Origin of the sequence: Mucilaginibacter sp. SJ, assembly GCF_028993635.1 — a bacterium.
Taxonomy (GTDB): Bacteria; Bacteroidota; Bacteroidia; order Sphingobacteriales; family Sphingobacteriaceae; genus Mucilaginibacter.
The window spans coordinates 5,557,719-5,573,465 of record NZ_CP118631.1; the positions used below are offsets into that span (position 1 = coordinate 5,557,719).

Sequence of the window (15,747 nt, forward strand, 5' to 3'; positions counted from 1 at the left end):
GCCTCAGGCTTGTGGCCCGTTTGCAAAGTATTGCACATGCAAATCCCGGATGCTGATTTCATCCGGGATTTTGTTGTAAATAGGTAGGCCAATATTCTATTATGGTTATCATAATCCGAACCGGCTACGCCCGGCAGTATCCCGTTCCCATTCAGGCGAGGATGCAGCGCTGGGATTGTGGGCTGGATACCCGTGACTTTTAAGATTGCCTCATAATCCAGCCACTGAACTGACAACATCTTGTCAGTGTTCAATTTTTAAAAAACGGGTGTTCAGCTTTTGAAAATACAATATTGCAATTAATTGATTATCAATAGTATTTTGTTCAAACCAAGATTTAATACATTTGATGCTAAACTTAAGTTGTTGATTATCAGTAATGATAGTTTAATGGAAAATACAAAGTGTTCACACTTTTAAAAGTTGAACACCTGTAAGTTAAACAGCAACTTTACAGGGGATCAGCAGCATCAGCTATAACCTGCTGAACCTGCCGCAAACGATCACCAAAAACGATGGCAGCACGGTGGTTTATGTATACAGTGCATCAGGCAATAAACTCAGAAAACTGTACACCGCAGGCGGGATTACCACGACAACGGAATATGATAACGGCATCCAGTATGACAACAGCACGACCAATGTAGCGTTTATCCAGACGGAAGAAGGCCGGGCCAGGCACAGCGGAACAACCTACACCTATGAGTATGATCTGAAAGATCACCTGGGCAACACCAGGGTAACGCTAACCCCGGATCCCAATGACCCAACCCAGCAAACGGCGAAGATTTTGCAGGAGAATGATTACTATGCTTTCGGGTACGGGATCCAGTCGTTGCAGCAATCTGTGCCGTCTCCAAAAAATGAGTACCTTTATAACCATAAGGAATTGCAGGAAGAGACGGGCTTGTATGATTATGGGGCGCGTTTTTATGATCCGGTGATTGGTAGATGGCTGAGTGTGGATCCGTTGGCGGAAAAATCAAGGAGATTTAGTCCTTATGTTTATGGTGAAAACGATCCTGTTTTAAATATAGATCCTGATGGAATGCAAGCACAAGGCAGCGGATGTTGTCTTACAAATCCATTATTAGGCAGTAAATATGCCAAAGCAGCCGGTAAATTTATCGTGAATACTATAGCATTTGTAACAAACTTTATTGACGGTGAAAATTCCCATCGAGCATTTAGTAAAGACCCGGCAGTAAGAGCCGAAGCACAAAGGGAATTGAAAGGATATGCAGTCGCTGGCGCAATTATGGTTATGACTGATGGCTTAATGAGTCGTATTGCGGGTACTTTCGGTACATCGGTAACCAGTAATTCCGTTTGGGCATTAGATGCATCAGAACGCGGTTTTGCTGTAGAACAAATGTTAGGGGGGAATCTTCCTTATGGTTTTCCTGTTATAGACAAATTTGAGAACGGTGTTGCGACAAGCATAAAAAGTATTGATGTAACTGCCGATTCTTATACCAAGGGAAATGGTTTGTTCAATACATTAAAGAGTTATGTTAATAAATTGGATGGGTTTCAAGGAGCTGCAAGAGGAGATTTTAGAATTTCAAGTAGTGATATATCGAGTAAGGTTTTAGAGGTAGGAATACAGCCCGGAAAGGCTACTTTAAATCAATGGGAGCAAATTGGTAATGCAATGAAATACGCAAAGGATAATAATATAGATTTTAAACTACAATTCGTTAAATAATATGAAAACAGCGTCTATTTATAAGATCCCTAATAAGGGTTATATAGTATTCGGAGAAAGTAAAACTGTAAGTGGATTTAGAATAGCTTCCGAACCCTATTTTACTATTTCAGAGTCGGAAGCGAACGTTGATATAATTTCAAACGCTATTAGGGCTTCTCTTTGTAACGATGATAATAAAAGAGTACCCAATCCAACAGATTGGAAGCAATCTGGAAAAGACTTTCTAAAGAAAATAGGCTTGAAGGCCATGAAAGAATTAGATGCCCACTTAAATAAATACGTAACAATTGCAGAAGATGGATCTCAGATAACTTTCACCCCATCGCGGCCCGCTGAAAAGCCCGATAAAGGTTTTTTGCATAAGGATAAAAGCGAATCTGTTTCTATTAATTATCGGGCTACAAATCAGGAAATTATTGAAGCGTTAGAACTGGCTTTTAGTAAGTGTGGCTAATTAACCGACAAATTGTATCGTCCTAAAAAATTTTACAAGACACAATGCTGTTAGTTGAACAAATTAATACAGTAAAATAAACGAAGCCCGGCAGAGATGCCGGGCTTCGTTTATTAAGAGTTTGTTTACAGTAAAGAAAGACAGCCAAAGACAAGACACAAAGTTTATTTCATCTGGTTTCCTCCGCTGCCGCAAGGTGTGCCGTGAATCGCTAACAGGTTAAAGTTAGCAAATGTTGTACAAAAAGATGGTAGTAGGTCTACCACAGTCGCTGTGCAAGCGGAGGCTGTAAACCGCCTCTCGGTGCTTGAGCAGTAATGCTCCGGTATTGAACGGAAAGAGGAAAAGGTTCCCGTAAGAGGAATCAGGTACGAATAAGAGAGATGAATGAAAATGAACCACTGATGAAGTGATGAGATAGCGAAACACATTGCCAAAAGCTGGTTTTCTTGCGAACTGGTGAAAAGCTATAGCAGGGACTTGCATACGGGCTATAGGGCAATCGTCATTGAGGTGGCATGACTCTTATTCGGGCTTTCGTACAGAACACGGGAAGTCCTTAACAGATGCCAAGCAAAAGGGACAAGCGGGGAATGCCCGTGAGGCCGAATAGCGATGCTGTTAAGGATGACGGATGATGCAGTAGTAGCGAAGAAGCTTTTGTAATGAAAGCGGAGCGAAGGGCATCAATTATACAGTTAAGAATGTTTTACAACTCGAAAAGAGGATGATTGAATGTTTGAAACAACATCAAAGACAGTACCAGTAACGAAAGAAATGGTTAGGGCATCCTACCGGAAAGTGAAGGCGAACCAAGGGTCTGCAGGAATAGATAAGCAAAGCCTGGAAGAATTTGAGCAAGACTTATCGAACAACCTGTATGTTCTATGGAATCGGCTAAGTTCCGGCAGTTATATGCCTAAGCCAGTACGCTCGGTATCGATACCCAAGGCAAATGGGAAGAAGCGGATATTGGGGATACCCACCGTAAGCGACCGTATTGCCCAGCAGGTGGTGAAGGATTACTTAGAACCCCGCTTAGAAGCGCAATTTCAGGACAACTCATATGGCTACCGGCCATTGAAGAGCGCCCATCAGGCATTAACGGCAGTACAGGAAAACGTACGACAGTATGCATGGGTAATAGACATGGACATCAAAAGTTTCTTTGATGAGGTAGACCATGAGTTATTAATGAAAGGAGTGGCGCGCCATGTGCCGGAGAAATGGGTAAAGATGTACATCAGGCGGTGGCTGGAAAGCCCGGCACAGCAGTCAGATGGAACCCTTATTCAAAAAGAAGGTAGAGGCACACCGCAAGGTGGAGTAATAAGTCCTTTACTGGCCAACCTGTTTCTACACTATGTGCTGGATAAATGGCTTGCCAAACGCTATCCGGAGATAGCATTTGTACGCTACGCGGACGACATAATAATTCATTGCCGGACAGAAGAAGAAACAAAACAAATGCTCGAAGCAATCCGGGAGCGGCTAACGGAGTGTAAACTGCGATTAAGCGAAGAAAAGACGAAAGTGGTATACTGCCAGAACTATCGACGCCCAAAGAAGAAAGACTATGGGAAGAAATTCGATTTTCTGGGGTTTACATTCAAACCCAGGACGCTGCCATCCAATAGTGGTGGCTTATTTCTGGGATATGGATGTGCCATCAGTCAAAAGTCGCAAACGCGAATAGTCGAAGGCTGGAAACAACTTAATCTGCATCAGCGAAGCAATTTAACGATACAGGATATAGCGAATCAGGTAAACCCGCAGATGGTGGGAATCATCCGATACTATGGAAAGTTTAGGTTGTGGGAGTTGCAACGATTGATGCGGTACTTCGAGTTACGGCTGGCAAAATGGGTACTAAACAAGTACAAGAAGTTTAAAGGCAGTTACATCAAAGCACACCAATGGATAAAATATCTGAAAAGAAGTTATCCAACAATGTTTTACTACTGGACAGTTTTTAAACACGTTTGATGGTATAATAAGAGCCGTATGATGCGAGAGTATCACGTACGGTTCTATGAGAGGCTTGGGCTGAAACGCCCTTGCCTACTTGACCGTTTTCGCTGCCGCAAGCCTCTGGCTTGTGGCCCGTTTGCAAAGTATTGCACATGCAAATCCCGGATGCTGATTTCATCCGGGATTTTGTTGTAAATAGGTAAGCCAATATTCTATTATGGTTATGATAATCCGAACCGGCTACGCCCATGATAGTTTAATGGAAAATACAAAGTGTTCACACTTTTAAAAGTTAAACAGCAACTTTACAGGGGATCAGCAGCATCAGCTACAATATGCTGAACCTGCCGCAAACGATCACCAAAAACGACGGCAGCACGGTAGTTTATGTTTACAGCGCAGGGGGCAATAAACTGCGTAAACTCTTTACCGCAGGCGGGATTACCACGACACTGTTTTAATTGACATGCGCCGGACACCTGTGGTTATTTATTGACTAAACCGTTGTAAATCAGAAATAACATCAAGTTCATTCGCAACTTTTGTTATAATGCACACATTGCTATTGCTTAGACTTAATAGGTACCTGGGCGCCGGGCTTATTTTTAGCAGATAACCGTATTTTTAACAAGAGGATAAAGCAACTCTTAAATTCCAATCTGCTTTTTTTATGTTAAAGTAACACTTAAAGTTGTACTGAATGCCTTATAAAAAACTCTTATATATTTAGGGATCTAAGGTTAATATTTATTTTTTCGGTATATTCATGGAGTCTGAAATGAATGTTTTTTTAACAATTAATTTAAGTTTTTGTTTGATTATTGATTTAATTGATTTAGATTAGTAATACAATTAGAACCTAATTATAGTTCCCTACACATTGAATTTTTATTGACTGGTAAACGAATTAGTTGTTTTCAATGAAGACGGACTGTAACTGTTATAAACATTAAAATTAATAATGAAGCCAATTGAGTTAAATCATAATGACGACGTTTTATTATTGCAGCAAATAGAACAGGGCAGTCAACATGCATTTAATTTATTATATGAAAAGCATTGGGGGAACGCCTATTCTGAAGCTTATAAACGTTTAAAGGATTCGGATCAGGCAAAAGATATAGTCCAGGAAGTATTTACCCATATTTGGCTCAAAAAAGAAAGTCTCCGTATTCATAATCTACCGGCTTATTTAACGGTATCCATACGTAATAAGGTGTTTAAACTGGTTGAAAAGCAGAAAATTATTCATCCATTCTTTGATGTCATTGATGACCTGCCTGCATCTTGTCAACAAGCTGACGGCAATTTGCTTTGGAAAGAGTTTTTAATATCTTATGAAGCACTTTTAAATACGCTTCCTCCCAAAAGGCAAATTATTTTCCGCCTTCATTATCAAAACGATTTACCAACCAAAGAAATCGCGGCACAATTGGGTCTCACAAGAAAAACAGTTCAAAATCAGCTGGGAAAAGCTATTGAAAAATTGAAAGTGTCATTATTGCCCTTCCTTTCTTTATTGATCATTTTATTTTGGGCGATAAGCTGATTAAGTCTGTAAAAAATAAATTTTTTAGCAGAGTGGGACTTTTGTTTGTTTATAGGTCATATCTATAATCAATAGTACAACCTGTTTTAAATGGACAAGCAATATTTTCTTGAACTGTTGCATAAATATCTCAATAATGAAGCAACAGATGAAGAACAGCAATTTTTAGTTAAATATTACGAGTTGTTTTCTGCTGAGCCAGATATTATTTCTCTATTGAGCGATGAGCAGAAGAAGGAAATCAGGGAAGAAATAAATGCCTCAATTTGGGAAAGCATCGATAAACACGCCGGGGCTGATAAAAAAGTAATACGCCTGAAGACTTGGGGCATCAAAATAGCTGCCGCCGCGGCAATCATTGGAGTTTGCGGCATAGGATATTTATTTTTACACAATAAACCGGTTGTTAAATCACCCCAGTCATACTCGGCCCATCGACCAAAACCTAACCTGTTTCTGGTACTCCCTGACGGAAGCAGGGTAATACTCAGCTATGGTAGCAAACTTAGTTATGCTTCATCATTTGACGGCCTTGCAAAACGCGAAGTATATCTTACCGGTGAAGCCTTTTTCGACATAAAGCACAACAACTTAAAACCTTTTGTTGTACACACCGGTAAAATAAAAACAACCGTATTGGGTACTGCATTTGATGTAAAAGCAGTGCCCGGTGATAAAACCATAACAGTCACCGTTACCAGAGGCAAGGTAAAAGTCAGCAATAATAACAGGCTCCTGGGTATTATTGTTCCTAATCAGCAGATCACCTTTGACCGGCAAAAATCTATTTCAATGCAAACCAACATCAATGCAAAAAATTACACAATCTGGACGGCGAAGGATGATTTGTATTTTGAAGACGTAACTTTTGGGGAAGCAGCCAAAGTATTGGAAGACCGGTTTAAGGTTAAGATATTATTTACAGATCAGTTGGTTCGCTCAAAACACTTCACCTCTACTTTCAATAAATCTGCGAACCTGGATCAGGCATTAAAAAGCATTTGTGAGTTCAATGACGCCCTTTATTCGTACGATAAAGCAAAGACTACCATAACCATCACCACTAAATCTCAAACCAATTAAACTTAAAGCATATGAAGAAAAAGTACCTCAAAAATCACAAACAGATCCTGTTTAAAAGAAGTCCGGATAGTTCTCCGGCATAAAAAACCCTCTGAACCATTTCCGGGGAAATAACCTCAGAGGGTCGCTAACGCTATTCGACTGCAATCGATTGTATTAGCCGGGTGTTTTAAATTTTAACATTCAATCGAAGACATTAATCACTTAAAACAAACTAAATTATGAATTTTTCCATAATTCTGGCAGAACCGCGGCATTTTGTTAAATACCCGCTTAGATTTCATCTGCTAATTGACTTAAATTTTAAACAGTGTATGAGAATCGGGATAATTTCAATATTCATATTAGCTACTTCAATTCCTGTATTTTCAGCAGCCCCTGTAAAGAGTCAGACAATTGACCAGGTAGCGGTGAGTCTTACACTCAAGAATGAATCACTTGTAAAAGCTTTTCATAAAATCGAATCACAAAGCAGTTTTCATTTTATGTATCGCAATGATGATGTGAAAGATATTCTCAACCTGGATATTGCTGCCAGTAATAAATCGATAGCAGTAGTTCTGAAGGCCATTTTGTCTAACACTTTACTCAAATTCAGACAGATTGATGACCAGATATTAATTACAAAATCAAATCAGGATAAAGCGGCAACCGGTGAAAAAGCAGATGTCACTACTGATATAGTGGCATCCAAAGGCATAATTAAAGGAACGGTGACTGATTCAAAGGAGAGTCCGTTAGCGGGTGTTACGGTAAAGCTGGATGGCGCAATTTCATTAAATAAAGCAACAGACGTTAACGGCAACTATAGCTTCGCTAATTTACCGGCAGGCAACTATACGCTTACTTTTACTTTTGTCGGTTTTAAATCGGTAACAAAGACATTAGCATTAGGAGAGGATCAGCAAAGTGTAATTAATGTAGTGTTAACGGAAAGTACAAATGGCCTGGACGAAGTTGTTGTAACTGGTTACGGAACCCAGAAAAAGCGGGAAGTAACCAGCGCAATTACCTCTGTAAGTGCAGCACAATTTAATAAAGGTAATATCAGTGATGTTGCACAGTTATTACAAGGTAAAGTAGCCGGTCTTTCTATCGCACGCCCCGGTGGCGACCCAAACGGTGGTTTTGCCATCAGGTTAAGGGGACTTTCTACTTTAGGAGCTAACACACAGCCGCTAATAGTGCTTGATGGCCAGGTGGGGGCTGATATTAATACAGTTGATCCAAATGATATAAAAAGTATTGACGTACTGAAGGACGGTTCGGCCGCTGCCATTTATGGTACACGCGGTTCGGCCGGCGTTATCATTATAACAACCATCGCAGGAAAGAGAGGCATGTCAAAGCTTACTTATAACGTTTCCGGTACTGAAGAAACACCTGCTAAATTTACCAAGCATATGACGGCCGCCGAGTTTGTTGCACTTGGCAAAGGAACAAACTATGGCTCTTCTACGGATTGGAATAAAGAAATAACCCGTTCGGCTTTTTCACATGTACATAATTTAGGTATTTCGGGAGGTGATGAACGTACTGTTTATGACGCAACTTTAAATTATCGCAATAGTCAGGGTGTTGCAATCAGAACTGGTTTTCAGCAGTTAAATGGCCGTTTGAACATCACGCACAAGGCTTTGGATAACAAATTGGTTCTTAATTTAAACATAAATACTACTAACAGAAATTCACAATTTGGTTTTCCCGATGCTTTCAAATATGCTACCATTTTTAACCCTACAGCACCGGTGCATTCTACAGATCCTTTATATGATTTAACCGGCGGTGGTTTTTTTGAATCCAACTTCGTTGATTATTCAAATCCGGTGGCCATGTTGGTGCAAAATACTAACGAAGCGCGGAATAAGAAATTTAATATTGGCGGAACCGCGACGTATGAGCTAACTAAAGGATTGAAGTTTGCTACTAAATATTTTAAACAAACAACAAGCATTTATCATTCAGAGTACTCGCCAACTACAGCCTTTATTTCCAGGGGCTTCCCGCTGGGCAGTGGTTTTAGCCGTTCGGGTATTTCTGCAAAATTTGATGATGAATCTGAAAACAGTTTGCTTGAAAGTACCTTGTCATATGACAAAACAATACATAAACTGGAGATTGCTGCTGTCGCCGGATATTCGTATCAGGATTTCTTCTACCAGGGATTTGATGCCCAGGGCGGTAATTTTGTAACTGATGCCTCGGGTCAGAATTTTGCTGCAGCTCTCGACTTTAAAAATGGTATAGGCGTAGTTGAAAGTTATAAAAATGAGAACAAGCTGATCTCGTTTTTCGGACGGGTAAACTTAAACTATGATAATATCGCTTTCCTTTCCGCCAGTTTAAGAAGAGACGGTTCAACTGAGTTTGGTGTAAATAACAAATGGGGCTTTTTTCCTGCTGTTAGTGCAGGTTTTGATTTGAGCAGAGTGTTAAAGATTCAAAGTATAAGTAACCTTAAATTGCGTGGCAGCTATGGTGTTACCGGGGCATTACCACCGTTTCCGTATCTTTCATTGTCTACTTTATCAAATAGCGGCGGTACCTATTATGCGGGCAATGGTGTATACCTGAGTACCTACAGTGGCACCAGGAACCCTAACCCAGGTCTGAAATGGGAGAAAAAAGCTGAAACAGATATCGGTTTAGACTTTTCACTGTTAAACGGAAGGTTAACCGGTACCTTTGACTATTTTAACCGGAAAACTACCGATTTGATTTTTGACGTTACGGTGCCTTCGCCGCCGGCGTTATTCAACAACACCTGGGAAAATATTGGCGAATTGAGTAACTCGGGTGTGGAATTAGCTTTAAGCTATGAAGCTATCAAAACACCTGACTTCAGTTGGACGACCGGTGGCAATATTTCAAGTTACCACGTAGTTTTAACAAAGCTGATTGACGCTTTAAAAGGTTCGTACGTAGGGGCCACCAACCTGGGCACTCCTGGCCAGGAAGCCACGCAGTTAACGAGGGCGGTTGAAGGTCAGCCTATCGGGATACTTTACGGCCCCAAATATGTAGGTGTTGACGCAAATGGCGTATACCAGTACTCTGACGGTAAAGGCGGCACTGTTGGGTTGGCAAATGCACCACGCCAGGTTATTGGTAATGGCTTACCTAAATTTGAATTTGGGATTACCAACGCCTTTAGATACAAACAGTTCGATTTTAACTTTTTCCTTCGCTCATCTATCGGTCATCAGTTAATCAATACTTACCGCGCGTTTTATGAAAATCCAAATGTTGCAACCAGCTACAATATAGTAAATACCAAATATTTCAATCCCAAAGTTACCGATGGTGCCGCATACAGCAGTTATGACGTTGAAAAAGCATCTTTCCTGAAACTGGATAACGCAACGTTTGGCTATACTTTCAAGATTGCCAAGAGCAGTAAACCGGGGATGATTAGCAGTTTGAGAGCCTATATTTCGGGCCAGAACCTTTTCACTATTACCGGTTATACAGGTGTTGACCCGGAGGTTAGGTACGCTGACTCCGGAAATGTGTTAGCTCCGGGTATCGACCGTAGGGAGACATGGGTTTATACAAGGTCATTTACCCTCGGCGTTAATTTGGGATTTTAATTAAGGTATTTCAAAGTTTAATATATACAAATTATGAAACATAAATCATTAACAAGATATTCGTTGCTGGTGTTTCTTGCTGCGGCTTCATGTACAAAGCTGGATGAAAAAGCATTGCTCTACGATCAGGTAACTGAGGATAGTTTTTATAAAACAGATAAGCAACTGGCGGCCGCTGTGGGCGCTGCATATTCTTCTATTTATGGTTATAACGGTGCTTTCTTTAACTTAAATGAGGTTACTACCGACGAAGTTGTTGTACCAACACGGGGCGCGGATTGGGGTGACGGTGGCCACTGGGTACGTTTAAAAACACATAAAACCAACAGCACCGATTCACAACCAGCTAATGGCTGGAGCCTTGGTTTCGGCGGGGTTACCACTTGTAACAAAATTTTAGCCGCCCTGGCTGTAAGTAAATCACCAACTGCTGCTACTTATGTAGCAGAATTAAAATGTTTAAGGGCCATTTACTACTACTGGCTGCTTGATTTGTTTGGCAACGTGCCTATCACCACCGATTTTTCGGATACCAAACCCCCTGCAACCAAAAGTCGGGCCGAGGTTTACGCTTTTATTGAATCAGAATTACTGGCAAATATTGAAAAACTACCCAAAATAGGCACAGGCGATGGCCCATACTATGGCCGTGTTACTTATTACGTTGCTGAAGCAACTTTGGCCAAGTTATATTTAAATGCCCAAACCTATACCGGAACCCAACAATATGATAAAGCATTAGCCGCATGTGACGTAATTATTAATTCCGGAAAGTATACGCTGATGAATAATTACGCCGATAACTTTTCAAGGAATAATACCGGCTCAACCGAGTCTATTTGGGCGATACCGTTTGATGGGGTTAAAGCGGGCGGTTTTAACATGAATATGGAGACCTTGCACTTGCAAAGCCAGAATACTTATCAAATGAATAACCAGCCATGGAATGGATTTGCTTCGGTACAGGAGTTTTATCAATCCTATATCGACCCGGCGCAAAATCCGGGCCCGCAGGGAACAGTTGTAGGCCTTGACCCCAAAGGTACACCTACTACCGGTACCCTCGATAAGAGGATGCTGAATAATTTCCTGGTTGGCCCGCAGTATCAGGCTGATGGGGTAACCCCCTTAACGGACGGCGGTGCAGATGTGACGGATCCTAATGGTCCGCCTATTACCTTTACCCCTTACATTAACGAACTGCAGCCCAATGCCTGGAGACAGGCGGGTGCTCGTATTGGTAAATGGCAATTTTATAAAGGTATGCAGTCAAGTTTGGATAATGATTTGGCAATTTATAGATACGCCGATATTTTGCTGATGAAGGCCGAATTATTAGCCAGAAAAAGTGGCAATTGGAACGACCCGGTTACGCTTGCCTTGGTTAATCAAATCCGAACAGTACATGGAGGGGTTGCACCATTCACCAGTTTAACTCCTTTAATATTTTTAGCAGAGCGCGGCCGGGAAATGTTCGCAGAAAGTTACAGAAGGCAGGATATGATCCGTTTTGGTGTTTATAATGACGCGTACCGTTTCCACCCGGCTGATCCGGATGCTCACGTTAATATTTTTCCGGTACCCGAACCTCAAATTAATGCAAATCCAAACCTGAAACAAAACCCCGGGTATTGATAAAATGCTTTGAGTTTGGCAAAGGTGCTCTTTTAAGGAAAGCAAGTGATTTATTACTTGCTTTCCTCATTAAATACCACGGGTTTACCTAATTGACCTGAATGTTGATTTAAATGTTTGATTATTAGTTGATTGTGTTTTGCTGTTTTGATTGAGTTGTTGTCAACCCATCAGGTTTAGAAATTGCGACGGCTGCAATATTTGAACAAGGTTAAAAGGAACTTATTTTATATAAAGTGAATGATTAAACGGGTACTTAATATTATTCCTGAGCCAATTGTATTATTGGTTTATTCTCCAATAAAACGTAGCTCCCCAAAGGTCATTTTATTTTTCACAGCCTTTTGGCGTTCCGTTATGGCGGCAAAGATATATGCTTCATGCACAGAGGCCAGCTATATTCGGCAGGTACCGTTTTTTGCATTTTTATTTTTGATGGGCTGCAATCCCATCGAGCCTAAAAAAGACGAAGGCAACAAACTTTTTTCACTGCTTCCTTCATCATCCACGGGAATAACTTTTGCCAATGATGTTAAATATACCGAACAATTGAATGTTTATACCTACCGTAATTTTTATAACGGTGGGGGTGTTGGTATTGGAGATATTAATAATGACGGCTTGCCGGATGTTTTCCTTTGCGGAAATCAAAAATCAAACAGACTCTATTTAAACAAAGGCAACTTTCAGTTTGAAGATATAACCGATAAGGCCGGACTTTCTTCGGCAGGTGTCTGGTCAACGGGCGTTACCTTTGCAGATGTTAATGGCGATGGGTTGCTGGATATTTATATATGTAAGTCGGGCGATTTTTCCGGAAAAAACAGAAGTAATCAGTTGTTCATTAATAATGGTAACCTGACATTCACCGAAAAAGCGGCCGAATATGGGTTAAATAATAAAGGCTTGTGTACTCATGCTGTTTTCTTTGATTACGATCACGACGGGGATCTGGATTGCTACCTTCTTAATAATTCGTTTCGTTCGGTAGGGAACTATGATTTAATCAAAGATCAGCGCAATACTCCCGATCCCCTGGGTGGGAATAAGTTATATCGTAACGACGGAGGTCATTTTACAGACGTGACCCAACAAGCAGGAATATACAGCAGCAAAATTGGTTTTGGCTTAGGTGTAACTATTTCTGATGTGAACGGGGATGGCTGGGACGATATCTATGTTTCCAACGATTTTTTTGAACGCGATTACCTGTACATTAATAATCACAACGGTACCTTTAAAGAGTGCCTTACCGACGCTATTAGGGAACTAAGCCAAAACTCAATGGGAGCTGACATAGCCGACATCAATAATGACGGCTATCCTGATATTTATGTGACTGATATGCTTCCTGAACCGGAATCAAGGTTAAAAACAAAAACAGCGTTTGAAAACTGGGATAAGTATCAGTCCGACCTGCAAAATGGATATTATCAGCAATTCCTTCGCAATGTTTTGCAGCTGAACCAGGGCCCGGCTATGAATAAAAACTTGGCCCAAAATAAGATAAACTTCAGCGAGATAGGCCGGCTTTCGGGGGTTCATGCAACCGACTGGAGTTGGGGCGCGCTGATCTCGGATATGGATAATGATGGCTTTAAAGACATTTTCGTTAGCAACGGTATTTATAAAGACCTAACCGATCAGGATTATATCCAATTTATGGCTAACCCGATACAAGTAAGAAAAATGATGGGTAGTGAGAAGGAGGTAATTAAGAAGCTGATAGATAGTATGCCATCGGAGGCTGTGCCTAACTATGCGTACCGTAACAATGGCGACCTGACCTTTACCAATAAGGCAGCCGAATGGGGTCTTGGTGACCCGGGTTTTTCGAATGGTTCGGCATATGGTGATTTAAATAATGATGGGGCGCTGGATTTGGTGGTGAACAATGTAAATATGCCGGCCTTTATCTACCGAAACAACAGCAGGAAGCTGGAGCCGGCGAATAAATATTTGAAAGTAGTATTGCAGGGCGAGGGGAAGAACCGCTTTGGCGTAGGGGCGCAGGTAACGTTATACTATAATCATACCTTAAACTACCAGGAGCAGGTTCCGTCGCGGGGATTTGAATCGAGCGTAGACACCCGGTTGAATTTCGGGTTGGGTAAAATAAAGGAGATCGATTCGATAGTAGTAAAATGGCCTTGCGGTAAGCAGAAAGTATTAAAAGGAGTAAAAACGAACCAAACCATCACGGTAAAGGAGGTTGAATCAGGACTGCCCGGGAAAGCGGTGAGGGGGGCAGCCGGTGCAAAGCCGGTGTTTGAGCAGAGTACAGATAACCATGGGATAGACTTTGTGCACAAGGAAAATGACTTTATAGATTTTGACAGGGAAAAGCTGATCTTCCAGATGCATTCGGCGGATGGTCCGCGGATAGGTAAAGGCGATGTCAACGGCGATGGTTTGGAAGACTTCTATATCTGCGGGGCCAAAGATCAGCCAGGCGCATTATATATCCAAACCCGGGCGGGTCGTTTTAAACGGAGCAACGAAAAGCTGTTTGAGCAGGATAAGGCCAGTGAAGATACAGACTGTTTGTTTTTCGACGCGGATGGCGACGGGGACCAGGACCTGTATGTATGCAGCGGAGGCAATGAGTTCTCGGCTAACTCGACGGATCTGATCGACCGGCTATATATCAATGATGGGAAGGGTAATTTCAGCAAATCGCAACAGGTGCTGCCGTCATTTCAGTTTGAGAGCAGCTCCTGCGTAACGGCAGCAGATGTTGACGGGGACGGGGACCAGGACCTGTTTGTTGGTGTGCGTTTAAAGCCGGGTGAATATGGCTACCCATGCAAAGGCTATCTCCTGCAGAACAATGGCAAAGGCTTTTTTACAGATGTAACTGAGGAGAGGGCCCCGGGCTTAACGGAATTGGGTATGGTTACCGATGCCAAATGGTTTGATTATGACCGTGACGGAAAACCGGACCTGGTGGCCTGCGGAGAGTATATGCCGATCCGGATATTCCATAATGAAGGTGGGCGTTTAAAGGAAGTAACGCGCGAAGCGGGGCTGGAGTGGAGTAAGGGGTGGTGGAACCGCCTGGAGATTGCAGACATAGACGGCGATGGTTCCCCGGATATAGTAGCCGGCAATCACGGGCTAAACTCCAGGTTTAAGGCAAGCAGAGCGAAGCCGGTAAGTATGTATGTAGGGGACTTTAGCGGCACGGGCAGCATAGAAGATATAGTATGCACCTATAACGGCGACAAACAATACCCGATGGTGCTGAGGCATGACCTGGTGGGCGAACTTCCTTATCTGAAGAAGAAATACCTGCGGTACGCCCAGTACAAGGAACAAACGATGGAAGATATATTTGGCAGGGAACTGTTACAAAAGATGGTTAAGCTGGATGCCTGCGAAATGCGGAGCAGTGTGCTGCTGAATAAGCGGAACGGCAAGTTCCTGATGAAGCCATTGCCGGTAGAGGCGCAGTTTTCGACGGTTTTTGGGTTGGTGGTGAAAGACTATGATGGGGATGGAAAAAAGGACATTGTGCTGGGAGGCAACTTTTACCAGTCAAAACCGGAAGCAGGGATCTACGATGCCAGCTATGGATTGCTGCTTAAAGGAGATGGGAAAGGTGGCTTTACGGCAGTTAAGCCTCAGGTAAGCGGCATCGTAATAAAAGGGGCCGTACGTGATATGAAAGAGATTAAAGCCGGAAACAATAAGCTGCTGATTGTAGCTAAAAATAATGATAAAACAGAGGTGTTAAGTTTTAAATAAGATGGTG

9 protein-coding genes are annotated in these 15,747 nt (G+C 41.9%); all 9 read left to right on the forward strand.

The window, feature by feature from the left end; genetic code table 11:
• Positions 1 to 526: 526 nt before the first annotated feature.
• Entirely contained in the window at positions 527 to 1,708 is a 1,182-nt protein-coding gene (locus tag MusilaSJ_RS23165; RefSeq protein ID WP_274987141.1) for an endonuclease toxin domain-containing protein, read from the forward strand.
• Position 1,709: 1 nt separating this feature from the next.
• On the forward strand, positions 1,710 to 2,165 hold the full coding sequence (locus MusilaSJ_RS23170) for a hypothetical protein (RefSeq protein WP_274987142.1): 456 nt from the start codon (positions 1,710 to 1,712) through the stop codon (positions 2,163 to 2,165).
• Positions 2,166 to 2,900: 735 nt separating this feature from the next.
• Positions 2,901 to 4,151 carry a group II intron reverse transcriptase/maturase gene (gene ltrA / locus MusilaSJ_RS23175; RefSeq protein ID WP_274987143.1) on the forward strand — a complete coding sequence of 417 codons (1,251 nt, stop codon included), beginning with the start codon at positions 2,901 to 2,903 and terminating at the stop codon, positions 4,149 to 4,151.
• Positions 4,152 to 4,471: 320 nt separating this feature from the next.
• Positions 4,472 to 4,597 carry a hypothetical protein gene (locus tag MusilaSJ_RS23180; protein ID WP_274987144.1) on the forward strand — a complete coding sequence of 42 codons (126 nt, stop codon included), beginning with the start codon at positions 4,472 to 4,474 and terminating at the stop codon, positions 4,595 to 4,597.
• A gap of 500 nt (positions 4,598 to 5,097) precedes the next feature.
• Positions 5,098 to 5,685, forward strand: coding sequence for an RNA polymerase sigma factor (locus tag MusilaSJ_RS23185; RefSeq protein ID WP_274987145.1), 588 nt, complete (start codon positions 5,098 to 5,100; stop codon positions 5,683 to 5,685).
• 90 nt (positions 5,686 to 5,775) lie between these two features.
• Positions 5,776 to 6,768, forward strand: a complete 993-nt coding sequence (locus MusilaSJ_RS23190) for a FecR family protein (protein ID WP_274987146.1) — start codon at positions 5,776 to 5,778, stop codon at positions 6,766 to 6,768.
• Between the two features lie 314 nt (positions 6,769 to 7,082).
• A complete protein-coding gene (locus MusilaSJ_RS23195) occupies positions 7,083 to 10,358 on the forward strand; it encodes a SusC/RagA family TonB-linked outer membrane protein (protein ID WP_274987147.1) in 3,276 nt (1,091 codons plus the stop codon).
• A gap of 33 nt (positions 10,359 to 10,391) precedes the next feature.
• Positions 10,392 to 11,993: a RagB/SusD family nutrient uptake outer membrane protein gene (locus MusilaSJ_RS23200; protein ID WP_274987148.1), complete on the forward strand. Its 1,602-nt coding sequence runs from the start codon at positions 10,392 to 10,394 to the stop codon at positions 11,991 to 11,993.
• A gap of 357 nt (positions 11,994 to 12,350) precedes the next feature.
• A complete protein-coding gene (locus tag MusilaSJ_RS23205; RefSeq protein WP_274987149.1) occupies positions 12,351 to 15,740 on the forward strand; it encodes a VCBS repeat-containing protein in 3,390 nt (1,129 codons plus the stop codon).
• Positions 15,741 to 15,747 lie beyond the last annotated feature (7 nt).